The following is a 25,605-nucleotide window of genomic DNA, read 5'->3' on the forward strand; positions in this document are numbered from 1 at the left end:
TGGCCCGCCAAAACGGCTATAGGCCCCCATCGCAGCCGGATCCGCCCCAGGGCGAGATTCGCCTGTCCTGCGCGCGGCCGCCTTCTGGGCGGCCTTGCACTTTTTTATACGGTCCGATGCTGGCGCCGCGTGGTGCGTCGTCAGCCTCTCGACTGGAACTCCCCGTCAGAGGGATGACTATGCAAAGTCAGAATATCCGCATCCGGCTGAAGGCGTTCGATTACCGCGTGCTGGAAGCCAGCACCCAGGAAATCGTCAACACCGCCAAACGCACCGGCGCGACCGTCCGCGGCCCGATTCCGCTGCCGAACAAGATCGAGAAATTTACCGTCTTGCGTGGCCCGCATATCGACAAGAAGTCGCGCGATCAGTGGGAAATCCGCACCCACAAGCGCCTGCTGGACATCGTTGATCCGACTCCGCAGACCGTTGACGCCCTGATGAAGCTCGACCTCGCCGCCGGCGTGGATGTCGAGATCAAGGTGTAAGGAGGCGACCATGCTGCGTACTGGTATCATCGCCAAGAAACTGGGCATGACCCGTCTGTTCCTGGAAGACGGTCGTCAGGTTCCCGTGACCGTCCTGCAACTGGACAACCTGCAAGTCGTCGATCAGCGCACCGTCGCGCGCGACGGCTATACCGCCGTCCAGCTGGGCGCCGGGGTCGCCAAGGCCAAGCGCACCACCGCCGCGATGCGCGGCCACTTTGCCAAGGCCAGCGTTGCGCCCAAGCGCAAGATCGCGGAATTCCGCGTGGCCGAGGAAAACCTGATCAACGTGGGCGAGGAAATCACCGCTGACCATTACTTCGCCGGTCAGTACGTGGACATCGCCGGCACCTCGATCGGTAAAGGCTTTGCGGGCGCCATGAAGCGTCACAATTTCGGCGGTCTGCGCGCCTCGCACGGTGTGTCGATCAGCCACCGTTCGCATGGGTCCACCGGCCAGTGCCAGGATCCCGGTAAGGTGTTCAAGGGCAAGAAGATGGCGGGTCACCTGGGCGCCGTCCGCGTCACCACGCAGAACCTGCAAGTCGTGCGCACGGATGCCGACCGTGGCCTGATCATGGTCAAGGGCTCGGTTCCCGGTTCGAAGGGCGGCTGGGTCACCATCAAGGACGCCGTGAAGAAAGCGGCGCCCGAGAACGTGATCTATCCCGCCGCGCTGAAATCGGCCGCTGACGAAGCCCGCCGCCTGGCCGAAGCCGCCGCCGCCGAAGCCGCCGCCGCCGAGGAGGCCGCCCGCGAGGCTGCCGCCGCCGAAGCCGCCGCCGCCGAGGAGGCCGCCCTGGCCGAGGCGCAGGCTTCGATCGAGGCCGACAAGGAAGCTGCCGATCCGAACGCCGACAAGGCTTCTGATGGTGCGGATGCTGCGCCCGAAGGAGATAAACAATGAAACTCGATGTGATCAAGCTGGACACCGGCAAGGCCGGTGAAATCGAGCTGGCGGACGAGATCTTCGGGCTGGAGCCGCGCGGCGACATCCTGCAACGCGTCGTCCGCTGGCAGCGCGCCAAGGCGCAGGCGGGCACCCATTCGGTGCTGGGCAAGTCGGATGTCAGCTATTCGACCAAGAAGATCTATCGCCAGAAAGGCACCGGCGGCGCCCGCCACGGTTCCCGCAAGGCGCCGATCTTCCGCCACGGCGGCGTCTACAAAGGCCCGACCCCCCGGTCGCACGCCTTCGACCTGCCCAAGAAGGTGCGCGCCCTGGGCCTGCGCCATGCCCTGTCCGCGAAGGCCACGGCCGGTGAACTGGTGATCGTCGAGGATCTGAACCTTGCCGACGCGAAGACCGCCGCTGTCGCCAAGGCCGTCAAGGAAAACGGCTGGAAGCGCGTGCTGGTGATCGACGGGGCCGAGGTCAACGAAGGCTTCGCCCGCGCCGCCCGCAACATTGAAGGCGTGGACATCCTGCCGTCGATGGGCGCCAACGTGTATGACATCCTGAAGCGCGATACGCTGGTGATCACGCGGTCGGGTGTCGAAGCTCTGGAGGCTCGTTTGAAATGAGCGCGAAAGCCGAACATTACGACGTGATCGTCAAGCCGATCATCACCGAAAAAGCCACCATGACGTCGGAAAACAACGGCGTGGTCTTCCAGGTGTCCAAGGACTCGAGCAAGCCGCAGATCAAGCAGGCGGTCGAGGCCCTGTTCGGCGTCAAGGTGAAGGCGGTCAACACCACCATCACCAAGGGCAAGCAGAAGCGGTTCCGGGGCATCCTGGGCCGTCGCAGCGACGTGAAGAAGGCCTATGTGACCCTGGAAGAGGGCAACACTATCGACGTGTCCACCGGACTCTGATAGCAGGCGGGAATCTGCGGCCCTGGGCAACCGGGGCCGCGATCTTTTGACGACAACGGACCACCCTGGTCCAAAGCAACGGAAGACAGAAAGATGGCATTGAAGTCGTATAAACCGACGACGCCTGGCCAGCGCGGGCTGGTTCTGATCGACCGTTCGGAGCTTTGGAAAGGTCGCCCGGTCAAGTCCCTCACCGAGGGGTTGACCAAGAACGGCGGTCGGAACAACACCGGACGGATCACCATGCGCCGCAAGGGCGGCGGGGCGAAGCGCCTGTATCGCATCGTCGATTTCAAGCGCACCAAGTTCGACATGGCCGCCGTGGTCGAGCGGATCGAATACGATCCCAACCGCACCGCCTTCATCGCCCTGATCGGCTATGAGGATGGTGAGCGCGCCTATATCCTGGCGCCGCAGCGCCTGGCCGTCGGCGACAAGGTCGTCGCCGGCGCCAAGGTGGACGTGAAGCCCGGCAACGCCATGCCGTTCAGCGGCATGCCGATCGGCACGATCGTCCACAACGTCGAGCTGAAGCCCGGCAAGGGCGGCCAGATCGCCCGCTCGGCAGGCACCTATGCCCAGTTCGTCGGCCGCGACGGCGGCTATGCCCAGATCCGCCTGTCCTCGGGCGAGCTGCGCCTGGTCCGCCAGGAATGCATGGCGACCATCGGCGCCGTGTCGAATGCCGACCATTCGAACCAGAACCTGGGCAAGGCCGGCCGCAACCGCCACAAGGGCATCCGTCCCAGCGTTCGCGGTGTTGCGATGAACCCGATCGACCACCCGCATGGTGGTGGTGAGGGCCGGACTTCGGGTGGCCGCACGCCGGTCACGCCCTGGGGCAAGGACACCAAGGGCAAGAAGACCCGCAGCAACAAGGCGACCGACAAGTATATCTTGCGTTCGCGTCACGCGAAGAAGAAGGGGCGCTGACCTATGGCACGTTCTATCTGGAAAGGCCCCTTTGTTGACGCCTATGTGCTCAAGAAGGCGGAAAAGGCCCGCGACTCGGGGAAATCCGATGTCATCAAGATCTGGTCGCGCCGCTCGACCATCCTGCCGCAATTCGTCGGCCTGACCTTCGGCGTCTATAACGGGCAGAAGCACATCCCCGTTGCCGTCACCGAAGAGATGATCGGCCAGAAATTCGGTGAATATTCGCCCACGCGGACCTATTACGGCCACGCGGCGGACAAGAAAGCCAAGAGGAAGTAATCGTCATGGGTAAGGAAACCAATCCGCGCCGCGTGGCGGAGAACGAGGCGTTCGCCAAGACCAAGATGCTTCGCACATCGCCGCAGAAGCTGAACCTGGTCGCGCAGCTGATCCGCGGCAAGAAGGTGGACAAGGCCCTGGCCGACCTGACCTTCTCGCACAAGCGGATCGCGGGCGACGTGAAGAAGTGCCTGCAATCGGCGATCGCGAATGCCGAGAACAATCATGGGCTGGATGTCGACAACCTGGTCGTCGCCGAAGCCTGGGTTGGCAAGAACCTGGTGATGAAGCGCGGCCGTCCGCGGGCGCGTGGCCGTTATGGCAAGATCATGAAGCCGTTTTCGGAAATCACCATCAAGGTGCGCCAAGTCGAGGAGCAAGCGTAATGGGTCAGAAGGTCAATCCGATCGGTATGCGCCTCCAGGTCAACCGCACCTGGGACAGCCGCTGGTACGCCGACGACAAGGACTATGGCAACCTGCTGCTTGAAGACCTGAAGATCCGGGACTTCATCAAGACGGAAGCCAAGCAGGCCGGCATCAGCCGCGTGATCATCGAGCGTCCGCACCGCAAGTGCCGGGTGACGATCCATGCCGCGCGTCCGGGTGTGATCATCGGCAAGAAAGGCGCCGATATCGAAGTCCTGCGCAACAAGCTGGCGAACTTCACCAAGTCCGAAGTTCACCTGAACATCGTCGAAGTGCGCAAGCCCGAGGTCGATGCCGCCCTGGTCGCGGAATCGATCGCCCAGCAGCTGGAGCGTCGGGTTTCGTTCCGCCGCGCCATGAAGCGCGCGGTGCAGAACGCGATGCGCATGGGCGCCCTGGGCATCCGCGTGAACGTGTCGGGCCGTCTTGGCGGCGCCGAGATCGCGCGGACGGAATGGTACCGCGAAGGCCGTGTGCCGCTGCACACCCTGCGCGCCGACATCGACTATGCGCTGGCCGAAGCCACGACCCCTTACGGGATCATCGGGGTGAAGACCTGGATCTTCAAAGGCGAGATCATGGAGCACGACCCCCAGGCCCGCGACCGCAAGGCCGCCGAGGCTCAGGAAGGTCCGGCCCCCCGTGGTCCGCGCCGTGACCGCGACGCGCGCTAAGGAGCAAACAAGATGCTGCAACCGAAACGGACCAAGTTCCGCAAACAGCACAAGGGCCGGATCCACGGTGAAGCCAAGGGCGGTTTCGCCCTGAACTTCGGATCCTTCGCGCTGAAGGCCACCGAGCCCGAGCGTGTGACCGCCCGCCAGATCGAAGCGGCCCGCCGCGCGATCACCCGCCACATGAAGCGTCAGGGCCGGGTCTGGATCCGGATTTTCCCGGACGTGCCGGTTTCCTCGAAGCCGACCGAAGTGCGGATGGGCAAGGGTAAGGGCTCGGTCGACTTCTGGGCCGCCCGCGTTCATCCGGGCCGCATCATGTTCGAGATCGACGGCGTGTCCGACGAGATCGCGCGTGAGGCTCTGCGTCTGGGCGCCAACAAGCTGCCGGTCCTGACCCGCATCGTCGCGCGCGAAGACTGGTAAGGGCAGGGGCATTGCCCCACCGTTCGAAACAGGCCCCGCCGGGTGACTGGCGGGGTTTTCCCATTCCCATTCGGGAAAGGGCTTGCAGGAAAGGGCCGTTGCCTGTATGGGACGGCCTTCATCACGAAACTCCACCGGGAATCAGGGTGGCCCTGCGTGCAGGGGCTCTCCGGTGATGTTGAAAGGAACAGCGCATGAAAGCGCAGGATCTGACGTCGAAGACGCCCGACCAGTTGAAGGATCAACTGATCGCGCTGAAGAAGGAGGCCTTCAACCTCCGCTTCCAGCAGGCCACCGGCCAGCTTGAAAGCACTGCCCGGATGCGCGCCGTGCGCCGCGACGTGGCCCGTGTGAAGACCATTCTGAACCAGAAGGCGGCCGAAGCCGCCGCAGCGAACTGAGGAGCGGCCCATGCCCAAACGCATCCTGCAAGGCCGCGTCACCAGCGACAAGAACGAGCAGACCATCACCGTTCTGGTCGAGCGCCGCTTCAAGCATCCGCTGCTGCACAAGACCGTTCGTTCGTCCAAGAAATATCGGGCGCATGACGCATTGAACCAGTTCAAGGTGGGCGACGAGGTTCGCATCGTCGAATGCGCCCCCATCTCGAAGACGAAACGCTGGACTGTCCTGACGGACGACGCGGTTACCGCGTAAGTCCATCATCACAGATCAGAAATGATCGAAACCCTGGGGCCGGAATAAGGCCGGTCCCCAAAGGTCGGGAGAAACCAAATGATCCAGATGCAGACCAATCTGGATGTTGCTGACAACTCCGGCGCTCGCCGGGTTCAGTGCATCAAGGTCCTGGGTGGTTCGCACCGTCGCTATGCGTCGGTGGGCGACATTATCGTCGTGTCCGTCAAGGAAGCCATCCCGCGGGGCCGGGTGAAGAAGGGCGATGTCCGCAAGGCCGTCGTCGTTCGCACCGCCAAGGAAGTGAAGCGCGAGGATGGCACGTCCATCCGCTTCGACCGCAACGCCGCCGTCATCCTGAACAACCAGGGCGAGCCGGTCGGCACCCGTATCTTCGGGCCGGTCGTCCGCGAACTGCGCGCGAAGAACTTCATGAAGATCATCTCGCTTGCGCCGGAGGTGCTGTAATGGCTGCCAAGCTGAAAAAGGGCGACAAGGTCGTCGTGCTGGCCGGCAAGGACAAGGGCAAGCAAGGTGAAATCACCGCCGTGTTCCCGAAAGAGAACAAGGCCGTGGTCGACGGCATCAACATCGCCATCCGCCACCAGCGTCAGACCCAGACGACCCAGGGCGGCCGCACGCCGAAGGCGATGCCGATCGACCTGTCGAACCTGGCGCTGCTGGACAAGAACGGCAAAGCGACCCGCGTCGGCTTCCGCGTGGAAGGCGACCAGAAGGTCCGTTTCGCCAAGACCACGGGAGACGTGATCTGATGCTGGACGCAAGCAAATACACGCCGCGCCTGAAGTCGGTTTACCGCGACACGATCCGGGCCGCGCTGAAGGAAGAATTCGGCTACAAGAACGACATGCAGATCCCGCGTCTGGACAAGATCGTCCTGAACATGGGCATCGGCGAGGCCGTCAAGGATACCAAGAAGGTCAAGCAGGGCGCCGAGGAACTGTCGCTGATCGCCGGCCAGAAGGCCGTGATCACCAAGGCGAAGAACTCGATCGCCGGTTTCCGCGTCCGCGAGGAAATGCCGCTGGGCGCCAAGGTGACCCTGCGCGGCGACCGGATGTACGAATTCCTGGACCGCCTGATCAACATCGCGCTGCCGCGCGTCCGCGACTTCCGCGGCGTGAAGGGCACCTCGTTCGACGGCCGCGGCAACTATGCCATGGGCCTGAAGGAGCACATCGTGTTCCCGGAAATCAACTTCGACAAGGTCGACGAAGTTCTGGGGATGGACATCATCATCTGCACCACGGCGCCGACCGACGCCGAAGCGAAAGCGCTGTTGAAGCATTTCAACATGCCCTTCAACAGCTGATCGCGGAGGTAAGAGATATGGCAAAGAAATCCATGGTCGAGCGCGAGAAGAAGCGCGAGCGTCTGGTCGCGAAGTTCGCCGCCAAGCGCGCCTCTCTGAAAGAGGTCATCAACGATCAGTCCCGTCCGATGGAAGAGCGGTTCAAGGCTTCGCTGAAGCTGGCCGAGCTGCCGCGCAATTCGTCGGAAACGCGTCTGCACAACCGGTGCCAACTGACCGGCCGTCCGCACGCGTATTACCGCAAACTGAAACTGTCGCGGATCATGCTGCGCGAGCTCGGCTCGAACGGTCAGATCCCCGGCCTTGTCAAATCCAGCTGGTAAGGGGGCACAATGTCGATGAACGATCCTCTCGGCGATATGCTGACCCGCATCCGCAATGCGCAGATGCGCGGCAAATCGACCGTGCGCACCCCGGCCTCCAAGCTGCGCGCTTGGGTTCTGGACGTGCTGAAAGCCGAAGGCTACATCCGCGGCTATGAAGAAGTCACCACCGATGCCGGTCACAAGGAACTGGAAATCGGTCTGAAGTACCACGACGGCACCCCGGTCATCCGGGAACTGTCGCGCGTTTCGAAACCGGGCCGCCGCGTTTATGCGGGCGCTCGGGAAATCCCGCAGGTCCGTCAGGGTCTGGGCGTGTCCATCGTCTCGACCCCCAAGGGCGTCATGTCGGATGCAGCGGCTCGCAATGCCAATGTCGGCGGCGAAGTCCTCTGCACCGTGTTCTAAGGAGGGCAGAATGTCTCGGATTGGTAAGAAGCCGGTCGTGCTGCCCAAGGGCGTGACGGCCGAGATCAAGGGTCAGACGATCGAGGTGAAGGGTCCGAAAGGCACCCGCAGCTTCACGGCGACCGACGATGTGGATCTGGTGCTGGACGACGGCGCGGTCGCGGTCAAACCGCGCGGCACCTCGAAACGCGCCCGCCAGCAGTGGGGCCTGACCCGCTCGATGGTGGAAAACCTGACGGTCGGCGTGTCGGAAGGCTTCAAGAAAGAGCTTGAAATCCAGGGCGTCGGCTATCGTGCGACGATGCAGGGCAAGACCCTGAAGCTGGCCCTGGGCTATTCGCATGACGTGAACTTCGAAACGCCGGACGGCGTGACGATCACGGCGCCGAAGCAGACCGAAATCGTTGTGGAAGGCATCGACCAGCAGCTTGTTGGTCAGGTGGCCGCGAACATCCGCGAGTGGCGCCGCCCCGAGCCCTACAAGGGCAAGGGCATTCGCTACAAGGGCGAGTTCGTCTTCCGCAAGGAAGGCAAGAAGAAGTAAGGGGCGCATGAAATGGCACTGAAAAAGCAAGAGCTGTTCGCAAAGCGCCGCCTGCGCGTTCGCAACAAGCTGCGGGCGATGTCGAACGGCCGTCCGCGTCTGTCGGTCCACCGCTCGTCGAAGAACATCTCGGTCCAGGTCATCGACGACCTGAACGGCGTGACCCTGGCTTCGGCCAGCACGCTGGAGAAGGACTTCGGCCTGGTCGGCAAGAACAACGTCGAGGCCGCGGCCAAGATCGGCACCGCGATCGCCGAGCGGGCGAAAGCCGCCGGGATCGAGGAGGTCGTCTTCGACCGTGGCGGCTTCATCTTCCACGGCAAGGTGAAGGCTCTGGCCGACGCCGCCCGTGAAGGTGGTCTGAAGTTCTGATCCTGCGGGCGGCGCCTTCCTACAAGGGCGCGCCGCCCCGATGATCCGGGGGCCATCATCCTGTGGCCCACCAGGATTGACATCAACCGGCGCGGATCGCGCGCCAGAATGCAAGGAATGCCATATGGCAGAACGTGACAACCGCCGGGGCCGCCGCGAAGAGCGCGAGGAAAACCCGGAATTCCAGGATCGTTTGGTCGCGATCAACCGCGTCTCGAAGACCGTCAAGGGCGGCAAGCGCTTCGGCTTCGCGGCGTTGGTGGTCGTCGGCGATCAGCGCGGCCGAGTCGGCTTCGGCAAGGGCAAGGCCAAGGAAGTGCCGGAAGCCATCCGCAAGGCGACCGAGCAGGCGAAACGCAGCCTGGTCCGCGTGCCGCTGCGCGACGGCCGCACGCTGCACCATGACATCGAAGGCCGCCACGGCGCGGGCAAGGTGATCATGCGCACCGCCGTTCCGGGCACCGGGATCATCGCCGGCGGTCCGATGCGCGCCGTGTTCGAGATGCTGGGCGTTCAGGATGTCGTTGCGAAATCGCAAGGGTCGCAGAACCCCTACAACATGATCCGCGCGACGCTGGACGGCCTGAAGAAGGAAGCCAGCCCCCGTTCGGTCGCGCAGCGTCGCGGCAAGAAGGTGGCCGACATCCTGCCGCAGGACAACAAGCCTGCTGCCGAAGCCGCCGCCGAAACCGTCGAAGCGTAAGGAGACAGGCGTATGGCAACCATCGTCGTCAAGCAGATCGGCAGCCCGATCCGCCGCCCCGCCATCCAGCGCGAGACGCTGAAGGGCCTGGGCCTGAACAAGATGAATCGCACCCGCGAGCTGGAGGATACCCCCTCGATCCGCGGCATGGTCGCCAAGATCCCGCATCTGGTGACGATCATCGAAGAAAAAGCGTAATCCGCAAGGACCGCGAACAGAAACGCCCCGGAGAAATCCGGGGCGTTTTCGTTTGTCGGCAATCCGGTCAGGCGCGGCGCGACCGGCGGCGCAACGCGCCAAGCGCGGCGGCACCCCCTGCCAGCAGCAGGCCCGAGGCAGGCAGCGGAACCGGCGCCGGGTTCACATCGCCCGTGACCGTGACGCTGTATCCGGTGGCGCCTCCGTGGTCTTCGCGCAGGATTTGCAGATGGTGCAGGCCGCTGCCCAGATTGCCCAACGACAGGGTGAATTCACCTGCCGAAACCCCGCCCGCATTGAGATGCCCGCCCAGGAACGTGCCGTTCAGCCAGACGAACAGACCGTTATCGACCCCGAAGGACGCCAGCACATTGCTCAGCCCTCCGCTGCCGCCATCCAGCTCATAGATGATTGCCGTCTCGGTATTGATCGCCCAAATCGCGGGAATGGGGACTGGCCCCGCGGACCAGGTGCCGCCCGGAGTCGCGGGGGTCGTCAGCCATGCCCCCAGGGCGGCCGCGGCCGGCGTCAGGTCGGGCGGGCTGCCCGTCGGAATGGCCAGCGAGGGATCGCCCTGAGTGACATTGGGGCCAGGGAACATCCAGCTGCCGCCGAAAGGATTGCTGCCGTCAAGCGCCGTGCCGATGCCATTGTTGTAATACCCGGCCGTGCTTCCGTCGATCAGCGTGGCGGCCTGGCCCGCCGTGGCAAACGCGGCGCTTGCAAGCGCCGCAAGGACGTAATGCTTCATGAACTCCTCCGCGAACTTGTGACGCGGCAAGAATAGCACGCCGGTGATCAATTCTTGCCGGAATTGGCCTGTCTTTTTGGACAGGCCATCGGCGACGGGGTGTTGCCGCGGAAGCACGCAGCGGCGCGGCGTGTATGCGGCGGATCGCCACAACAGATGGTTGTATCTAGACTGGACCCCGTGTCCCGAGTCAGGAGCGTTCCATGTCCCTTGGCAAGCATCTGGTGCCCGCCCTGTTTGCTTGCGCCTTTCCGGGGGCGATGACCGGACCGGCCCAGGCGGGGCCCTGGCCGCGCGAACCGGGGCAGGCCTTCATCGCGCTGACCGGCGAACGGGACCGGGAGGGCAACTCCTTTACCGGGTTCTATGCCGAATACGGGCTGGCACGACGCCGCACCCTGGGTCTGGAGATCAGCCATACCGATGTCGGCGAAACCACTGCGATGGCCTGGTACCAGAAATCCCTGGACGGCGGGCAGGGGCCGAACAGGCTGTCCTATGCGTTGGGTTTCGGCGCCATCCGCCGGGACGGCCAGTTGCTGCCGCTGAGCCAGGCCGCGCTAATGTGGGGGCGCGGCTTTTCGGGCCTGTGGGACGGCGGCTGGCTGACCGCCGAGGCCCGCGTCAAGGTGGCGGGCAAGACCGAGGAGGTCAGGGTCCGACAGGGCATGACCCAGGTCGAATACGCCTATCTGACGCCCGAGATCGTGACCAAACTGGATCTGACGGTCGGCATTCGCCCGTCGCCAGCCTGGGCCGTGGTGAATCAGTTGCGGCTTGAGGCGCGCAAGGACAGCGACTTCTCGGCCAGGCTGGCCAGTTCGGCGGTCTACGACCTGGCGGGACCGGCGCGGCTGGAGATCGGGATCGTCGTGCCGCTGGCCGGTCCCAGCGAACCGGCCCTCAAGATCGGCACCTGGCTGGAGTTCTAGCCTATTCCCGGCAGGCGTAGACCGCGCCGCCGACGGCCACCACCGACACCGCCGCCCCCGCCACGATCGCCGGAGAGGAGGCCATGGCCGCCGCCGCCCCGCCGATCGAGGACAGCACGCCCGAGATATAGCCCTGCGATCCGCTGAGGATCACCGCCCCCGATCCGTCGGGCAGGGCGCGGGCGCCGTTGATGGCCCCGCGCGCGGCCGCCCGGGTGATGGCGACGGCGGCGTTCTTGGTCTGGTTGACCCGCTGGCAGACCGTCTTGGCGGGCGTTTCGCAGCGGCCATAGGCATCGCGGCGGCCCAGGTCGTAACCGATGATCGAATCGCTGGCCTTGTCGTGGCGCAGGCAGAAGGGGCCGCGTTCATCGTCCGTCAGGTCCGGCGTCAGGCTGCGCAGCACCACATAGCTGGGACAGGTGTCGCGGCCCCATGACGTAAAGAGGATCTCGCGGCGGCTGAAATGATCGCGCAGGCCCGGCTCGTCCCGGTCATAGGCCAGGGGCACGTCGCGGGCATTGATGCGCGCGGTGCAGAAGGCCGGTTCCGCCTGGGCGGCAAGCGGAGCCGACAGCAGCGCGGCAAGGAAAAGGGTAGGGCGGATCATAGTTTCCTGATAAGCCCCGCATCGGCAAGGGCAACTCACATCCGCTTGTGGACGGCGCATGGCGGGACTTGCCGCAGCCCGACGTTCCGTCTATACGCCCGCGGGTGCCGATGGGCACCGATTCACGAAACACGACATGCCGTGTCCGCCCCATCATCGCTTCGGGGGTGCGTCCGGCTTAGGAGAAGCGACATGAAACTGCATGAAATCCGCGACAACGAGGGCGCCAACCGCAAGAAGAAACGCGTGGCGCGCGGTCCCGGCTCGGGCAAGGGCAAGACCGCCGGCCGGGGTATCAAGGGTCAGACCTCGCGTTCGGGCGTTGCGCTGAACGGTTACGAAGGCGGCCAGATGCCGCTGTACCGCCGCCTGCCCAAGCGTGGCTTCACCAAGCCGAATGCGAAATCCTTCGCGGTGGTGAACCTGGGCCAGATCCAGTCCTTCATCGACGCGGGCAAGATCGACGCCAAGGCCGACCTGACCGAGGATGCCCTGGTCGCCTCGGGCCTGGTGCGCCGCAAGCTGGACGGCATCCGCCTGCTGGCCAAGGGCGAAGTCACCTCGGCCCTGACCATCAGCGTCACCGGAGCGTCGAAAGCGGCGGTCGAGGCGGTCGAGAAGGCGGGCGGCAAGGTGTCGCTGCCGGTCGCGACCGAAGCGGCGGCGGAATAAGCTGTTGATCGGGGCCTTCCCGCCCCATAGATAGCGAACAGGTTTTCCTGGCGCCGCCGGTCCCCGGAAACGGGTCGGCGGCGCTGTCATGACACGGGACGTAAAACACATGGCGTCAGCCGCAGAACAGATGGCCGCGAACCTTTCATGGAGCGCATTCGGCAAGGCCACGGAACTTCGCCAGCGTATCTGGTTCACGATCGGGCTGCTGATCATCTATCGGCTGGGCACCTATATCCCGGTGCCGGGCATCGACGGCGCCGCGCTGCGCAACTTCATGGACCAGGCACAGGCGGGCATCGGCGGCATCCTGTCGATGTTCACCGGCGGCGCCCTGGGCCGGATGGGCGTCTTCGCTCTGGGCATCATGCCCTATATCTCGGCCTCGATCATCGTGCAGCTCTTGACCTCGATGGTGCCTTCGCTGGAACAGCTGAAGAAGGAAGGCGAACAGGGGCGCAAGAAGATCAACCAGTACACGCGCTATGGCACCGTGGCCCTGGCGCTGTTCCAGGCCTATGGCCTGGCCAAGTCGCTGGAGGCGGGCGGGCTGGCCCATGATCCGGGCCTGTTCTTCCAGGCGTCTGTGGTCATCACCCTGGTCGGCGGCACCATGTTCCTGATGTGGCTGGGCGAACAGATCACCGCGCGCGGCATCGGCAACGGCATCAGCCTGATCATCTTCGTGGGCATCGTGGCCGAAATCCCGGCGGCGCTGGCGAACTTCTTCGCGCAGGGCCGGTCGGGCGCGATCTCGACCCCGGTGATCCTGGGCGTGATCCTGATGGTCGTCGCCGTGATCGCCTTTGTGGTCTTCATGGAGCGCGCGCTGCGCAAGATCCGCATCCAGTATCCCCGGCGCCAGGTCGGCATGAAGATCTATGACGGCCAGTCGTCGCATCTGCCGATCAAGGTCAACCCGGCGGGCGTGATTCCGGCGATCTTCGCAAGCTCGCTGCTGCTGCTGCCTGTGACGATCTCCACCTTCTCGGGCAACCAGACGGGGCCGATCATGTCGACGATCTTGGCCTATTTCGGGCCGGGCCAGCCGCTGTATCTGATCTTCTTCGCGGCGATGATCGTCTTCTTCGCCTTCTTCTATACCCACAACGTCAGCTTCAAGTCCGACGACGTGGCCGACAACCTCAAGAACCAGGGCGGCTTCATTCCGGGCATCCGGCCCGGCAAGCGGACCGAGGAATACCTGGACTATGTCGTCAACCGCGTGCTGGTGATCGGCGCGGCCTATCTGGCGGCCGTCTGCCTGCTGCCGGAAATCATCCGCCACCAGTGGTCGGTGCCCTTCTACTTCGGCGGCACCTCGGTCCTGATCGTGGTGTCGGTGACGATGGACACGATCAACCAGGTGCAAAGCCATCTTCTGGCCCACCAGTACGAAGGGTTGATTGAGAAATCCCAGTTGCGTGGTAAACGCAAAGAGGGAAGCGCAAAGCCGCGTCGCGCACCGTCGCGCCGCTAACGGCCCGACGGGCCGACGAGGGGGACAGACCAAAGATGACGATCAATATCATTCTGCTGGGGCCTCCCGGCGCCGGCAAGGGAACCCAGGCCCGCAAGCTGGTCGAGGAACGCGGGCTGGTCCAGTTGTCCACCGGCGACATGCTGCGCGCCGCCCGGTCCTCGGGGACCGAGATGGGCAAGCGCGTGGCCGAGGTCATGGACCGGGGCGAACTGGTGACGGACGAGATCGTCATCGGCCTGATCCGCGAAAAGCTGTCCGAAGGCGGCAACGGCTTCATCTTCGACGGATTTCCGCGCACATTGGCCCAGGCGGATGCCCTGGGGCAGCTTCTGGACGAAACCGGCATGGTGCTGGACGCCGTGATCGAAATGCAGGTGGATGACGAAGCCCTGGTCCGCCGCATTACCGGCCGCTACACCTGCGGCAATTGCGGCGAGGTCTATCACGACGAGACCAAGCCCACCGCCAAGCATGGCGTCTGCGATGTCTGCGGCTCGACCGACCTGCGCCGCCGCGCCGACGACAACGAGGACAGCCTCAAGACCCGGCTGCTGGAATATTACAAGAAGACCTCGCCCCTGATCGGCTATTACTACGCCAAGGGGAAGCTGGCCCCGGTCGACGGGCTGGCCGAAATGGACGAGGTTGCGCGCCAGATCGGCCGTGTGCTGCCTGTGTCAAGCGAAATCGCGACCGGCACTTGACGCCATGAGCCGCGGCCTTTAAGTCACGGCATCTCGCAAGAGAATCACCCGTCGAAGGGGTGGCCCATCAGCGGCCCGAAGGCACGGCTTTCGGGCCTTACGTTGTGAAAAAAGGTTCCGGCGCTACGGAACCGCAACCGATAAAGGAAAACGCGTGGCTCGTATTGCTGGCGTCAACATTCCGACCGGGAAACGCGTCCCGATCGCCCTGACCTATATCCACGGCATCGGCCCGATGTATGCCGAACAGATCTGCGAGGCCGTCGGCATCGACCGCGCCCGCCGCGTGAACGATCTGTCGGATGCCGAAGTGCTGCAAATCCGCGAATATATCGACGCGAACCTGACGGTCGAGGGCGATCTGCGCCGCGAACGGCAGATGAACATCAAGCGCATGATGGACCTGGGTTCCTATCGCGGCCTGCGTCACCGCCGCGGCCTGCCGGTGCGCGGCCAGCGCACCCACACCAATGCCCGTACCCGCAAAGGCCCGGCAAAACCCATCGCTGGCAAGAAGAAATAAGGGGTAACGGACATGGCACGCGACAAGACCCGCATGAAGCGCAAGGAACGCAAGAACATCGCCACCGGCGTTGCGCATGTGAATTCCAGCTTCAACAACACCAAGATCCTGATTTCCGACGTGCAGGGCAATGCGATCTCGTGGTCGTCCGCCGGCACCATGGGCTTCAAGGGCTCGCGCAAATCGACCCCCTATGCCGCGCAGATGGCCGCCGAAGACGCGGGCCGCAAGGCGCAGGAACACGGCGTCCGCACCCTGGAAGTCGAAGTGCAAGGCCCCGGTTCGGGCCGCGAATCGGCTTTGCGCGCCTTGGCCTCGGTCGGCTTCAACATCACCGCGATCCGCGACGTGACCCCGATCGCGCATAACGGCTGCCGCCCGCCGAAGCGCCGCCGCGTCTGATTTTCAGGTAGCGATTCCCCGGATCGCGCGTCTCTCGCGCGGTCCGGTCTTTTCCGTTTTCAACCTCGGGCGTTTCCGACCACGGACATGGGGCGGAAGCAAGAATGGAGGCAAACGCATGATCCACAAGAATTGGGCCGAGCTGATCAAGCCGACGCAATTGGTTGTCAAGCCGGGTGCGGATGCCACCCGCACCGCCACGCTGGTCGCCGAACCGCTGGAGCGGGGCTTCGGCCTGACGCTGGGCAACGCGCTGCGCCGCGTGCTGCTGTCCTCGCTGCAAGGCGGGGCCATCACCTCGGTTCAGATCGACAACGTGCTGCACGAATTCAGCAGCGTCGCGGGCGTCCGCGAGGATGTGACGGACATCGTCCTGAACCTCAAGGGCGTGACGCTGAAGATGGACGTGGAAGGGCCGAAGCGCCTGACCCTGTCGGCCAAGGGACCGGGCGAGGTCAAGGCCGGCGATATCCAGGAAACCGCCGGGATTACCGTCCTGAACCGCGATCACGTCATCTGCCATCTGGACGACGGCGCCGACCTGAACATGGAACTGACGGTGCAGACCGGCAAGGGCTATGTCGCGGCCGACAAGAACCGCCCCGAGGATGCGCCCATCGGGCTGATTCCGATCGACGCGATCTTCTCTCCGGTCAAGCGCGTCAGCTATGAGGTCACGCCGACCCGCGAGGGGCAGGTGCTGGACTATGACAAGCTGACGATGAAGATCGAGACCGACGGTTCGCTGACCCCGGAGGACGCCGTGGCCTATGCCGCGCGCATCGTTCAGGACCAACTGTCGGTCTTCGTGAACTTCGACGAACCCGAATCGGCCAACCGCCAGGATGCCGAGGACGGGCTGGAATTCGATCCGCGCCTGCTGAAGAAGGTGGACGAACTGGAACTGTCGGTGCGTTCGGCCAACTGCCTGAAGAACGACAACATCGTCTATATCGGCGACCTGATCCAGAAAACCGAAGCCGAGATGCTGCGCACGCCGAACTTTGGCCGCAAGTCCTTGAACGAAATCAAGGAAGTGCTGTCGGGGATGGGCCTGCACCTGGGCATGGACGTGGTCGACTGGCCGCCGGAAAACATCGAGGATCTGGCCAAGCGTTTCGACGACCAGTTCTGACGGATTCGGGGGCGGTTCGCCGCCCCCGTACGACCGGGCATTCCGCCCCAAGGAGAGCGGCCCGCACGCATGGGCTGCCGGACAAAGCAAAAGACGTTAACGGAGAATCATCATGCGTCACGCCCGTGGCTATCGCCGCCTCAACCGCACCCATGAACACCGCAAGGCGCTGTTCGCCAACATGGCCGGATCCTTGATCGAGCACGAGCAGATCAAGACGACCCTGCCCAAGGCCAAGGAACTGCGCCCGATCATCGAAAAGCTGATCACGCTGGCCAAGCGCGGCGATCTGCACGCCCGCCGCCAGGCCGCCGCGCAGTTGAAGCAGGACCAGTACGTCGCCAAGCTGTTCGACGTTCTGGGCGAGCGTTACAAGGACCGCCAGGGCGGCTATGTCCGCGTCCTGAAGGCCGGTTTCCGCTATGGCGACATGGCGCCGATGGCGATCATCGAATTCGTGGACCGCGACACCTCGGCCAAGGGCGCGGCCGATCGTGCCCGCGTCGAGGCCGAGGCTGCCGAGGCCGAATAACGCCGCATCTGTCGGCTGAGCGAATCAGACGCCTCGCAGCCCATCCGGTTGCGGGGCGTTTTTCGTGATGTCGCGGCACAGTTGGTTGGGCGCTGGAGGGTTGATAGCCTTGGAAATCGCGCGGGCGGCGTCTTGCCGCTCATCCGCCGTCAGGGGCATCGCCAGCAGTTGCTGGCGAAGAGGGACGGGCAGCGTCAGAACGTCGCGAGACAGCCGCATAGGCGGGATCTCCTATCCCATTAAGGATATGGCAACTATTATGCTCCAAGACTACTTTGTACGTTGACGCCTTCGAACGCAATTTGTCTAAAAAGTCATGTCATCACGCGCCGATATCAATGCTGGCCTGCAAAAACTGGGGAAGCTTGCCCCGGCAGGCTATTTCGTGGGGCTGCATATCCGTTTTGCCGCCCCGTTGATGCAATTTCAGACATATGCGCAGGAATGGGCGGATTTTTATTCCCAGAACGGCTACGCGCTGCGCGATCCGACGATCGCCTGGGGATTTTCGACGACGGGGGCCTGCCGCTGGTCCAGTCTGCCGATCCCGGATCCGTTCAGCATCCTGAAGGACGCGGCGAACCACGGCCTGACGTTCGGGCTGACGGTCTCTTGCGGGCCGATCAGTTCCCGCACCATCGCCAGCTTCGCCCGCGACGACCGCGAATTCACGGATGACGAGATCGCCGAGATCTCGACCACGGTACGTCGGCTTCACGATTCAACGGAGCCGCCGGCGAGCCTGACAAAGGCTCAGAAAGATGCCCTTCGTTGCGTCGCGGAGGGCGATCGTCATGCGGCAGCGGCGGCCAAGCTTGGCATCACCGAAAGCGCGTTCAAGGCAAGGCTGATCTCAGTCCGGGAAAGACTGAAGGCCCGCACGACCGCCGAGGCGTTGCAGAGGGCCAAGGAATACCGCCTGCTTTAGGCGTTCGCCCAGGGGATCCGGGACGCAACGAGGGGCTGTCCTTACACCCCAGGAGAATGACAATGCAGACGACCACGCTTTCCTTTTCGAACCTTCACAACCATGGCGAACTGTTCGCCAAGCTGTTCCGCGCCCGCAAGCAGAGCTTCATCATCCAGAAGAACTGGGATCTGCCCGAGGCCGAGGACATGGAATTCGACCAGTATGACACGCCGCAAAGCCGCTGGATCGCGGTCCATGACAAGGGCGAGGTTCTGGCGGGCTTCCGCCTGACCCCGACCACGGCGCGCTGCGGGATCTACAGCTATATGATCCGCGACGCGCAAAAGGGCATCCTGGGCGGGTCGATCCCGCAGGATCTGCTGGACGGCGAGGCCCCCGTCGATCCGCAGGTCTGGGAATGCTCGCGCGTTTTCGTCAGCCACGACATCCCGCAGATGTATCGCCGCAAGGTCCATTACAAGATGGTCGAGGCGATGACCGCGTCCGCGCGCGAACTGGGCGCCACCAGGTTGATCGCGCTGACCGGCGCGTCCTGGCCCCGCTGGTACGGGCGCTGCGGCCTGGAAGCCGAAGCGATCGGCCGGGTGATGTGGATCGACGACGCCAACTTCCAGTGCGTTGCGATCAACCTGGCGCCGAAGATGCACTGACGGCGGGGGCTGTTCGCGGCCGTCCGGCCATCCTACATTGACGGCATCATGCCCGACCTGTTCGACGCCAGCCCCTTGTCCGATCCGCCGCCCTCCCCGGCGGTGCGACCCTTGGCCGACCGCATCCGCCCCGTGCGCATGGGCGATGTGATCGGTCAGGACAAGGTGCTTGGCCCGGATGGGCCGCTGGGGTCGATGCTGGGTTCGGGCAGCCTGTCGTCGCTGATCCTGTGGGGTCCGCCGGGCGTCGGCAAGACCACCATCGCCCGCCTGCTGGCGGACGAGACCGACCTGGCCTTCGTGCAGATCAGCGCGATCTTTTCCGGCGTCCCCGAACTGCGCAAGGTGTTCGAGGCCGCGAAGCTGCGCCGCAGCCAAGGGCGCGGCACACTGCTGTTCGTGGACGAGATCCACCGCTTCAACAAGGCGCAGCAGGACAGTTTCCTGCCCTATATGGAGGACGGGACGATCCTTCTGGTCGGTGCGACGACCGAAAATCCCTCGTTCGAACTGAACGCCGCGCTGATGTCGCGGGCCCAGGTCGTCGTGCTGGAACGTCTGTCGCTGCGCGATCTGGAACTGATGGCGCAACGCGCCGAACGGGAACTGGGCCGCAAGCTGCCCCTGACGGCCGAGGCGCGCGAGGCGCTGCTGGAGATGGCCGATGGCGACGGCCGCGCCGCCCTGAACCTGATCGAGCAGGTGGCGGCCTGGAAGACTGACAAGCCGATCGACCAGCCCGCCATGGCGCAGCGGCTGATGCGGCGGGCGGCGAAATACGACAAGTCGGGCGACGAGCATTACAACCTGATTTCCGCCCTGCACAAATCGGTGCGCGGATCGGACCCCGACGCGGCGCTGTACTGGCTGGGCCGGATGCTGGAGGGGGGCGAGGATCCGCGCTATCTCGCCCGCCGCATCACCCGCATGGCGGTCGAGGATATCGGCCTGGCCGACCCGGCGGCGCAGCGCCATTGCCTGGATGCCTGGGCGCTGTACGAACGGCTGGGATCGCCAGAGGGCGAGTTGGCCCTGGCGCAGGCGGTGATCTATCTGGCGCTGGCGCCGAAGTCGAATGCCGGATACGTCGCCTACAAGGCCGCCCGAGCCGAGGCGCGGCGCACCGGCAGCCTGATGCCGCCCGCCCATATCCTGAACGCGCCGACAAAGATGATGAAGGAACAGGGCTATGGCGCGGGTTACGCCTATGACCACGACGCCGAGGACGGCTTTTCCGGCCAGAACTATTTCCCCGACGGCATGAAGCGCCCGGTTCTGTATGTCCCGGTCGAACGCGGCTTCGAACGGGAACTGAAGAAGCGGCTGGACTGGTTCGTGTCGCAGCGGCTGAAGCGCGGCGGTTGACTTTGCGCGCGTCCCGGCACAGGACCGGCCCATGATGAACCCATATCTTCAGGTCGCCCTTGGCGGCGCCATCGGTTCGGCGGCGCGCCTTGGCGTGTATCGCGCGATGCCCGTGCAAGGCTTTCCGCTGGCGACGATCGCCGTCAATGTCGCGGGCAGCCTGATCATGGGCCTGCTGGCCGTGGTGCTGACGGTGCGCGGCGGGGCTTGGGCGCCCCTTCTGCTGACCGGCGTCCTGGGCGGCTTCACGACCTTTTCGGCCTTTTCGCTGGACGCGCTGACCCTGTGGGAACGCGGGCAGGCGGCCTCGGCGGCGCTGTATGTCGCGGGATCGGTGCTGCTGTCGCTGGGGGCGGTCTTTGCGGGCATGGCCATTGGCCGGGGGATTTTCGCATGAGCGGCGTCCAGACCATCCGCGTCGGCGAGGATGAAGGCGATCAGCGCCTTGACCGCTGGCTGAAGAAGAAGTTCCCGCAACTGGGTCAGATCGCCATCGAGAAGCTGTGCCGCACGGGTCAGTTGCGCATCGACGGCGGGCGGGTGAAGCCTGCCACCCGGATCGAGGCCGGGCAAGAGGTTCGCATCCCGCCGCTGCCCGATACAGCCCCTGCGCCCGCGCGCGCCAGCCGCCCGCTGGGTCCGCGCGTGTCGGACAGCGATCAGCAGATGATCCAGGCCGCCGTGCTGTGGAAGGACGACCATATCATCGCGCTCAACAAGCCTCCGGGCCTGCCCAGCCAGGGCGGCAGCGGGCAGGGCGACCGGCATGTGGACGGGCTGACCACGGCGCTGATGTTCGGCTACAAGGACCGGCCCAAGCTGGTCCACCGGCTGGACAAGGACACGTCCGGCGTGCTGCTGCTGGCGCGGACCGACCGCATCGCGCGGGCCTTGTCCGAGGCGTTCCGGTCCCGCACCACCCGCAAGATCTATTGGGCGGCGGTGGCGGGCGTGCCGCATCCGCGCATGGGCACGATCCGTTTCGGCCTGGTCAAGGGCGGGGGCGGGCGCGGCGACAATGAGAAGATGATCGCCGTCCACCCCCGCGACATCGACGCGACCGAGGGCGCCAAGCGCGCCACCACCGATTATGCCGTGCTGGATGCCCTTGGCACGCGGGCCAGCTGGTGCGCCCTGGTGCCGATCACCGGGCGGACCCATCAGTTGCGCGCGCATATGGCCGAACTGGGCCATCCCATCGTCGGCGACGGCAAATATGGCGGCTCGGGGCAGGAAAACCTGGGCGACGGCTGGGGCGCGCAACTGGGCGGAGAGATCAGCAAGAAGCTGCACCTGCACGCCCGCAGCCTGTCCTTCGACCATCCGATCACCAAGAAGCGCATCACCCTGACCGCGCCCTTGCCCGACCACATGGCGCGGACCTGGAAAACGCTGGGATGGCATGAAAACGACGTGCCGGACGATCCTTTCGCAGATGTCGAATGAAGCTGGTCGTCTTCGATGTGGACGGCACGCTGGTCGACAGCCAGCACCATATCCACGGCGCCATGACGCTGGCATTCCAGGCGGCCGGGCTGGCCCCGCTGCCGCGCGACGCGGTGTTGCAGATCGTCGGCCTGTCGCTGCCGGTGGCGGTGGCGCATCTGGCCCCCGGCCAGGATGCCGCGACCCAGGCGCTGATTGCCGATGCCTATCGCAGGGCCTTCATGCAGGCGCGGCTGGCCCAGGCCGCGCCCCTGTATCCCGGTGCGCTGGCCTGCCTGGACGGGCTTGCCGCGCGCGACGACCTGCTGCTGGCGGTGGCCACGGGCAAGTCGCGGCGCGGGCTGGCGGCGATGATCGCCGCGCATGGGCTGGAAGGCCGGTTCGTCAGCCTTCAGACGGCGGATGACCACCCGTCGAAACCCCATCTGTCCATGCTTCTGGCCGCGCTGGCCGAGACCGGCGTGGCGGCCGGGGACGCGGTGATGATCGGCGATACCAGTTTCGACATGGACATGGCGCGGGCGGCGGGAATGGCGGCGTTCGGCGTTGGCTGGGGCTATCACGCCCGCGACCGGCTGGCGGCCTCGGGCGCGGTGCTGGTGGCGGAGGATTTCACGGATTTGGGCCAGGCAGTGGCAAGGTGGGCGGCATGAGCGAATGGAAAGCGCGGCGGTTCTGGAAGGCGGCTTCGGTTCGGCCCGCCGACAAGGGGTTCGGGATCGCGCTGGACGACCGCCCCCTGCGCACCCCTGGCAAGCTGCCGCTGCTGCTGCCGACCGCCGCCCTGGCCGCGGCGGTGGCGGCGGAATGGGACGCGCAGGCGGATGTGATCGATCCGAACACCATGCCGCTGACCCGCGCCGCCAATTCCGCCATCGAGAAGGTGACGCCCCAGTTTGCCGATGTCGCGGGCATGCTTGCCGATTATGGCGGCACCGATCTTTTGTCCTATCGCGCGGACCAGCCGGCGGAACTGGCGCGGCGCCAGGCCGAGGGGTGGGATCCGCTGGTCGACTGGGCGGCGACCGATCTGCGCGCGCCCCTGCGCATCACCCACGGCGTCATCCCCATCGCCCAGGATCCCGAGGCCCTGACCCGGCTGCACGGCCATGTCGCCGCACTGGACGCCTTCGGCCTGACCGCGCTGCACGATCTTGTGACGCTGCCCGGTTCGCTGGTCCTGGGCCTGGCCGTCATCCGGGGCCGGATCGACGCGGATACGGCCTTCCGCCTGTCCCGCATCGACGAGGATTTCCAGGCCGAGCAATGGGGCCAGGACGACGAGGCGCGCCTTGCCGCCGAAAGCCGCAGGGCGGCGATGATGGACGCCGAACGGCTGTGGCGCCTGTCGCGCACGGGTTGAATGTGCCCGCCCGCCGGGCGTCGCGCTTGACGCATCGGGAAGGATCGGCACTATGTCGCCTATGGGATGCCCCTTCCGGGGGGCTTTCGCGAAGGCTCGGCCGCAAAGGTCCGGGTGACGTCCGGGCGGGGCCGGGACGGCAACCAACAAAGGGGTAGACATGAAGACTTCGGTATTTCTGGGCACCGTCGCCGCCGCCACGCTGATGGCGGGGGCCGGCATGGCCGACACGCTGGCCGACGTGAAGGCGCGTGGCGAGCTGAACTGCGGCGTGAACACCGGCCTTGTCGGCTTCGCGGCGCCGGATGCGAACGGCAACTGGACGGGCTTCGATGTCGATATCTGCAAGGCCGTCGCCGCCGCCGTGCTGGGCGATGCAAGCAAGGTGAAATACGTCCCCACCACCGGCCAGACGCGCTTTACCGCGCTGTCCTCGGGCGAGGTGGACCTGCTGGCCCGGAACTCGACCTGGACGTTTTCGCGCGACACCGACCTGAAGCTGGATTTCATCGGCGTCAATTACTATGACGGCCAAGGCTTCATGGTCCGCAAGGATCTGGGCGTGACCTCGGCCAAGGAACTGGAAGGCGCGACCGTCTGCATCCAGACCGGCACCACGACGGAACTGAACCTGGCCGACTACTTCAAGGCCAACAACATGACCTATCAGCCCGTCAACATCGACAGCAACGCCGAGGGCGAGCAGCAATACATGGCCGGCGCCTGCGACGCCTATACGACCGACGCATCAGGCCTGGCCGCCACCCGCGCGGCCTTCGCCGACCCGGAAAACCACATCATCCTGCCCGAGATCATCTCCAAGGAACCGCTGGGGCCTGCGGTGCGCCACGGCGACAACAACTGGGGCGATATCGTTCGCTGGACGCTGTACGCGCTGATCGCGGCCGAGGAATACGGCATCACTTCGGCCAATATCGAGGAACTGACCAGCTCGTCCCAGAACCCCGAGGTTCAGCGTCTGCTGGGCGTGACCGACGATCTGGGCGCGATGATCGGACTGGACAAGGAATGGGCCAAACGCGCCATCATGGCCAGCGGCAACTATGGCGAGATTTTCGCGGCCAATATCGGCGAACAGACCCCGATTGGTCTGGCGCGCGGCCTGAACGCGCAATGGACCCAGGGCGGCCTGATGTACGCGATGCCCTTCCGCTAAGACCTGCACAAGACCGAAGGGGGCGCAATCGCGCCCCTTTCCCATAATGAAAAGACCGGTCGCACGAAACGCCGCAAAGGCATGACCGGCTACAGGGGTAAAATCGAATGACGGACATGTCAGCGCCGGGTAATCCGCCGTTCCGGCCCAGTATGCTGATCTATGATCGGCGCTATCGGTCGATGACCTTCCAGGTGATCGTCTTCATCCTGGTGATGGCCCTGGCCTGGTGGCTGGTCAACAACACGATCCGCAACCTGGCGGCCCTGGGCAAGGATTTCAATTTCGGCTTCCTGTGGCAGCGGGCGGGATACGACATCCCGCAGACGCCGATTCCCTATACCTCGGACGATACGCATCTGCGCGCGGCCTTCGTGGGCCTGCTGAACACGCTGATCGTGTCGATCCTGGGCTGCATCGCCGCGACCTTCGTCGGCATCGTCGCCGGGGTCGCGCGGCTGTCGAACAACTGGCTGATCGCGCGGCTGATGACCGTCTATGTCGAGGCGTTCCGCAACGTTCCCCTGCTGCTGTGGATTCTGATCGTCTTTGCCGTCTTCACCGAAGTGATGCCGCCGCCCAACGCCTTTCGCGGCGACGATCCGGCGGCCAGCATGATCCTGTTCGACCATGTGGCGCTGACCAACCGCTATACCGCGATCCCCACGCTGGCGATGACCAACGATCCCGGCAGCCTGGATCTGGGCGCGCGGATCACCTTCAACTGGGCGACCATCGCCTTTGTCGTGGTGCTGATCGCCGGGTGGATCGCCCGACGCATGATCCGGGACTGGGCGCAGCGCGTGCAGGACCAGACCGGCGGCCGCCCGACGACCTGGTGGATGAGCCTTGCGGTCATGACCGTGCCGTCGCTGCTGCTGATCTTGTATTTCGGCCTGCATTTCGAAACCCCGGAACTGCGCGGCTTCAACTTCTCGGGCGGCATCAACGTCCAGAACGGACTGGTCGCGCTGTGGCTGGCGCTGACGCTGTATACCGGCGCCTTCATCGCGGAAATCGTCCGCGCCGGGATCCTGGCGGTCAATCGCGGCCAATCCGAGGCCGCCTTCGCCCTGGGCCTGCGCCCGCGCCGGACCATGAGCCTGGTGATCCTGCCGCAGGCGCTGCGGGTGATCATTCCGCCGCTGATCTCGCAATATCTGAACCTGATGAAGAACAGCTCTCTGGCGATCGCCGTGGGCTATATGGACATCAAGGGCACGCTGGGCGGCACGACGCTGAACCAGACGGGGCGGGAACTGGAATCCATCGTGCTGATGATGGGCGTCTATCTGGTTCTCAGCCTGATCATCTCGGCCGGGATGAACCTGTTCAACGCCCGCGTCAAACTGAAGGAGCGGTGA

40 protein-coding genes are annotated in these 25,605 nt (G+C 64.9%); 37 read left to right on the plus strand and 3 right to left on the minus strand.

Annotation, left to right across the window (positions count from 1 at the left end; translation table 11 throughout):
* Positions 1 to 179 precede the first annotated feature (179 nt).
* The 20 genes from rpsJ to rpmD all read left to right on the plus strand — a co-directional run bounded on the left by rpsJ (position 180) and on the right by rpmD (position 9,565).
* Positions 180 to 488, plus strand: coding sequence for a 30S ribosomal protein S10 (gene rpsJ, locus PARHAE_RS18310; protein WP_089386317.1), 309 nt, complete (start codon positions 180 to 182; stop codon positions 486 to 488).
* A 10-nt stretch (positions 489 to 498) separates the two neighbouring features.
* Complete coding sequence (rplC, locus tag PARHAE_RS18315; protein WP_126155994.1) at positions 499 to 1,395, plus strand: 50S ribosomal protein L3; 897 nt, start codon at positions 499 to 501, stop codon at positions 1,393 to 1,395.
* Complete coding sequence (rplD, locus tag PARHAE_RS18320) at positions 1,392 to 2,012, plus strand: 50S ribosomal protein L4 (protein ID WP_126155995.1); 621 nt, start codon at positions 1,392 to 1,394, stop codon at positions 2,010 to 2,012. Before rplC ends, rplD begins: the two co-directional genes overlap by 4 nt.
* Positions 2,009 to 2,305, plus strand: a complete 297-nt coding sequence (locus PARHAE_RS18325; RefSeq protein ID WP_126155996.1) for a 50S ribosomal protein L23 — start codon at positions 2,009 to 2,011, stop codon at positions 2,303 to 2,305. The genes rplD and PARHAE_RS18325 overlap by 4 nt, the downstream gene beginning before the upstream one ends.
* A gap of 93 nt (positions 2,306 to 2,398) precedes the next feature.
* A complete protein-coding gene (gene rplB / locus PARHAE_RS18330) occupies positions 2,399 to 3,238 on the plus strand; it encodes a 50S ribosomal protein L2 (RefSeq protein ID WP_126155997.1) in 840 nt (279 codons plus the stop codon).
* Between the two features lie 3 nt (positions 3,239 to 3,241).
* Positions 3,242 to 3,520 carry a 30S ribosomal protein S19 gene (rpsS, locus tag PARHAE_RS18335; RefSeq protein WP_126155998.1) on the plus strand — a complete coding sequence of 93 codons (279 nt, stop codon included), beginning with the start codon at positions 3,242 to 3,244 and terminating at the stop codon, positions 3,518 to 3,520.
* 5 nt (positions 3,521 to 3,525) lie between these two features.
* Positions 3,526 to 3,906: a 50S ribosomal protein L22 gene (gene rplV, locus PARHAE_RS18340; protein WP_126155999.1), complete on the plus strand. Its 381-nt coding sequence runs from the start codon at positions 3,526 to 3,528 to the stop codon at positions 3,904 to 3,906.
* Entirely contained in the window at positions 3,906 to 4,622 is a 717-nt protein-coding gene (gene rpsC, locus PARHAE_RS18345) for a 30S ribosomal protein S3 (RefSeq protein ID WP_126156000.1), read from the plus strand. The genes rplV and rpsC overlap by 1 nt, the downstream gene beginning before the upstream one ends.
* Before the next feature lie 12 nt (positions 4,623 to 4,634).
* The gene (rplP, locus tag PARHAE_RS18350) at positions 4,635 to 5,048 is read left to right on the plus strand and encodes a 50S ribosomal protein L16 (RefSeq protein WP_126156001.1); all 414 of its coding nucleotides are present in this window, start codon (positions 4,635 to 4,637) and stop codon (positions 5,046 to 5,048) included.
* Between the two features lie 194 nt (positions 5,049 to 5,242).
* Positions 5,243 to 5,449, plus strand: a complete 207-nt coding sequence (gene rpmC / locus PARHAE_RS18355; RefSeq protein ID WP_126156002.1) for a 50S ribosomal protein L29 — start codon at positions 5,243 to 5,245, stop codon at positions 5,447 to 5,449.
* Positions 5,450 to 5,459: 10 nt separating this feature from the next.
* Positions 5,460 to 5,705: a 30S ribosomal protein S17 gene (gene rpsQ, locus PARHAE_RS18360; protein ID WP_126156003.1), complete on the plus strand. Its 246-nt coding sequence runs from the start codon at positions 5,460 to 5,462 to the stop codon at positions 5,703 to 5,705.
* Positions 5,706 to 5,783: 78 nt separating this feature from the next.
* A complete protein-coding gene (rplN, locus tag PARHAE_RS18365) occupies positions 5,784 to 6,152 on the plus strand; it encodes a 50S ribosomal protein L14 (RefSeq protein WP_010400243.1) in 369 nt (122 codons plus the stop codon).
* Entirely contained in the window at positions 6,152 to 6,457 is a 306-nt protein-coding gene (gene rplX, locus PARHAE_RS18370; protein ID WP_126156004.1) for a 50S ribosomal protein L24, read from the plus strand. The genes rplN and rplX overlap by 1 nt, the downstream gene beginning before the upstream one ends.
* A complete protein-coding gene (gene rplE, locus PARHAE_RS18375; RefSeq protein WP_126156005.1) occupies positions 6,457 to 7,017 on the plus strand; it encodes a 50S ribosomal protein L5 in 561 nt (186 codons plus the stop codon). The genes rplX and rplE overlap by 1 nt, the downstream gene beginning before the upstream one ends.
* Positions 7,018 to 7,034: 17 nt before the next feature.
* Positions 7,035 to 7,340: a 30S ribosomal protein S14 gene (rpsN, locus tag PARHAE_RS18380; RefSeq protein WP_126156006.1), complete on the plus strand. Its 306-nt coding sequence runs from the start codon at positions 7,035 to 7,037 to the stop codon at positions 7,338 to 7,340.
* A 9-nt stretch (positions 7,341 to 7,349) separates the two neighbouring features.
* Positions 7,350 to 7,748, plus strand: coding sequence for a 30S ribosomal protein S8 (gene rpsH, locus PARHAE_RS18385; protein WP_126156007.1), 399 nt, complete (start codon positions 7,350 to 7,352; stop codon positions 7,746 to 7,748).
* A gap of 10 nt (positions 7,749 to 7,758) precedes the next feature.
* Positions 7,759 to 8,292, plus strand: coding sequence for a 50S ribosomal protein L6 (gene rplF, locus PARHAE_RS18390; protein ID WP_126156008.1), 534 nt, complete (start codon positions 7,759 to 7,761; stop codon positions 8,290 to 8,292).
* A 12-nt stretch (positions 8,293 to 8,304) separates the two neighbouring features.
* A complete protein-coding gene (gene rplR, locus PARHAE_RS18395) occupies positions 8,305 to 8,664 on the plus strand; it encodes a 50S ribosomal protein L18 (protein WP_126156009.1) in 360 nt (119 codons plus the stop codon).
* Positions 8,665 to 8,788: 124 nt separating this feature from the next.
* Positions 8,789 to 9,367 carry a 30S ribosomal protein S5 gene (gene rpsE, locus PARHAE_RS18400; protein ID WP_126156010.1) on the plus strand — a complete coding sequence of 193 codons (579 nt, stop codon included), beginning with the start codon at positions 8,789 to 8,791 and terminating at the stop codon, positions 9,365 to 9,367.
* Between the two features lie 12 nt (positions 9,368 to 9,379).
* Complete coding sequence (rpmD, locus tag PARHAE_RS18405; protein ID WP_103173018.1) at positions 9,380 to 9,565, plus strand: 50S ribosomal protein L30; 186 nt, start codon at positions 9,380 to 9,382, stop codon at positions 9,563 to 9,565.
* A gap of 67 nt (positions 9,566 to 9,632) precedes the next feature.
* Here rpmD and PARHAE_RS18410 read toward each other — a convergent pair whose 3' ends face one another.
* On the minus strand, positions 9,633 to 10,316 hold the full coding sequence (locus PARHAE_RS18410; protein WP_126156011.1) for a VPLPA-CTERM sorting domain-containing protein: 684 nt from the start codon (positions 10,314 to 10,316) through the stop codon (positions 9,633 to 9,635).
* 203 nt (positions 10,317 to 10,519) lie between these two features.
* Here PARHAE_RS18410 and PARHAE_RS18415 point away from each other — a divergent pair, with 203 nt between their 5' ends.
* Entirely contained in the window at positions 10,520 to 11,248 is a 729-nt protein-coding gene (locus PARHAE_RS18415) for a hypothetical protein (protein WP_126156012.1), read from the plus strand.
* 1 nt (position 11,249) lies between these two features.
* Here the strand turns inward: PARHAE_RS18415 and PARHAE_RS18420 are convergent, their stop codons facing one another.
* Positions 11,250 to 11,858, minus strand: a complete 609-nt coding sequence (locus PARHAE_RS18420; RefSeq protein WP_126156013.1) for a hypothetical protein — start codon at positions 11,856 to 11,858, stop codon at positions 11,250 to 11,252.
* A gap of 192 nt (positions 11,859 to 12,050) precedes the next feature.
* On the opposite strand from PARHAE_RS18420, the gene rplO reads away from it, so the two are divergent.
* The 7 genes from rplO (at position 12,051) to rplQ (ending at position 17,309) form a co-directional block, all read left to right on the plus strand.
* Complete coding sequence (gene rplO / locus PARHAE_RS18425) at positions 12,051 to 12,530, plus strand: 50S ribosomal protein L15 (protein ID WP_126156014.1); 480 nt, start codon at positions 12,051 to 12,053, stop codon at positions 12,528 to 12,530.
* A gap of 109 nt (positions 12,531 to 12,639) precedes the next feature.
* Positions 12,640 to 14,010 carry a preprotein translocase subunit SecY gene (gene secY / locus PARHAE_RS18430; protein WP_126156015.1) on the plus strand — a complete coding sequence of 457 codons (1,371 nt, stop codon included), beginning with the start codon at positions 12,640 to 12,642 and terminating at the stop codon, positions 14,008 to 14,010.
* A gap of 35 nt (positions 14,011 to 14,045) precedes the next feature.
* Entirely contained in the window at positions 14,046 to 14,717 is a 672-nt protein-coding gene (locus PARHAE_RS18435) for an adenylate kinase (protein WP_126156016.1), read from the plus strand.
* A 154-nt stretch (positions 14,718 to 14,871) separates the two neighbouring features.
* Positions 14,872 to 15,240, plus strand: a complete 369-nt coding sequence (gene rpsM / locus PARHAE_RS18440; protein ID WP_089386341.1) for a 30S ribosomal protein S13 — start codon at positions 14,872 to 14,874, stop codon at positions 15,238 to 15,240.
* A gap of 12 nt (positions 15,241 to 15,252) precedes the next feature.
* Positions 15,253 to 15,642, plus strand: a complete 390-nt coding sequence (gene rpsK, locus PARHAE_RS18445) for a 30S ribosomal protein S11 (RefSeq protein WP_089386342.1) — start codon at positions 15,253 to 15,255, stop codon at positions 15,640 to 15,642.
* A gap of 118 nt (positions 15,643 to 15,760) precedes the next feature.
* A complete protein-coding gene (locus PARHAE_RS18450; RefSeq protein WP_103173011.1) occupies positions 15,761 to 16,777 on the plus strand; it encodes a DNA-directed RNA polymerase subunit alpha in 1,017 nt (338 codons plus the stop codon).
* 112 nt (positions 16,778 to 16,889) lie between these two features.
* Positions 16,890 to 17,309, plus strand: coding sequence for a 50S ribosomal protein L17 (gene rplQ, locus PARHAE_RS18455; RefSeq protein WP_126156017.1), 420 nt, complete (start codon positions 16,890 to 16,892; stop codon positions 17,307 to 17,309).
* 24 nt (positions 17,310 to 17,333) lie between these two features.
* Here rplQ and PARHAE_RS18460 read toward each other — a convergent pair whose 3' ends face one another.
* A complete protein-coding gene (locus PARHAE_RS18460) occupies positions 17,334 to 17,528 on the minus strand; it encodes a hypothetical protein (protein WP_126156018.1) in 195 nt (64 codons plus the stop codon).
* Between the two features lie 97 nt (positions 17,529 to 17,625).
* On the opposite strand from PARHAE_RS18460, the gene PARHAE_RS18465 reads away from it, so the two are divergent.
* The 9 genes from PARHAE_RS18465 (at position 17,626) to PARHAE_RS18505 (ending at position 25,605) form a co-directional block, all read left to right on the plus strand.
* Entirely contained in the window at positions 17,626 to 18,237 is a 612-nt protein-coding gene (locus tag PARHAE_RS18465) for a helix-turn-helix transcriptional regulator (protein WP_126156019.1), read from the plus strand.
* Positions 18,238 to 18,299: 62 nt separating this feature from the next.
* Positions 18,300 to 18,890 carry an acyl-homoserine-lactone synthase gene (locus PARHAE_RS18470; RefSeq protein ID WP_126156020.1) on the plus strand — a complete coding sequence of 197 codons (591 nt, stop codon included), beginning with the start codon at positions 18,300 to 18,302 and terminating at the stop codon, positions 18,888 to 18,890.
* Positions 18,891 to 18,938: 48 nt separating this feature from the next.
* Positions 18,939 to 20,255, plus strand: coding sequence for a replication-associated recombination protein A (locus PARHAE_RS18475; RefSeq protein WP_126156021.1), 1,317 nt, complete (start codon positions 18,939 to 18,941; stop codon positions 20,253 to 20,255).
* 31 nt (positions 20,256 to 20,286) lie between these two features.
* Positions 20,287 to 20,652 carry a fluoride efflux transporter CrcB gene (crcB, locus tag PARHAE_RS18480; RefSeq protein WP_126156022.1) on the plus strand — a complete coding sequence of 122 codons (366 nt, stop codon included), beginning with the start codon at positions 20,287 to 20,289 and terminating at the stop codon, positions 20,650 to 20,652.
* Positions 20,649 to 21,701: an RluA family pseudouridine synthase gene (locus PARHAE_RS18485; protein ID WP_126156023.1), complete on the plus strand. Its 1,053-nt coding sequence runs from the start codon at positions 20,649 to 20,651 to the stop codon at positions 21,699 to 21,701. Before crcB ends, PARHAE_RS18485 begins: the two co-directional genes overlap by 4 nt.
* Positions 21,698 to 22,354, plus strand: coding sequence for an HAD-IA family hydrolase (locus PARHAE_RS18490; RefSeq protein WP_126156024.1), 657 nt, complete (start codon positions 21,698 to 21,700; stop codon positions 22,352 to 22,354). Before PARHAE_RS18485 ends, PARHAE_RS18490 begins: the two co-directional genes overlap by 4 nt.
* Entirely contained in the window at positions 22,351 to 23,064 is a 714-nt protein-coding gene (locus PARHAE_RS18495; RefSeq protein WP_126156025.1) for an ATP12 family chaperone protein, read from the plus strand. The genes PARHAE_RS18490 and PARHAE_RS18495 overlap by 4 nt, the downstream gene beginning before the upstream one ends.
* Positions 23,065 to 23,224: 160 nt before the next feature.
* Positions 23,225 to 24,241, plus strand: coding sequence for an amino acid ABC transporter substrate-binding protein (locus PARHAE_RS18500; protein ID WP_126156026.1), 1,017 nt, complete (start codon positions 23,225 to 23,227; stop codon positions 24,239 to 24,241).
* Positions 24,242 to 24,348: 107 nt separating this feature from the next.
* Positions 24,349 to 25,605 carry an amino acid ABC transporter permease gene (locus tag PARHAE_RS18505; RefSeq protein WP_126156027.1) on the plus strand — a complete coding sequence of 419 codons (1,257 nt, stop codon included), beginning with the start codon at positions 24,349 to 24,351 and terminating at the stop codon, positions 25,603 to 25,605.

Origin of the sequence: Paracoccus haematequi, from assembly GCF_900631945.1 — a bacterium.
Taxonomy (GTDB): Bacteria; Pseudomonadota; Alphaproteobacteria; order Rhodobacterales; family Rhodobacteraceae; genus Paracoccus; species Paracoccus haematequi_A.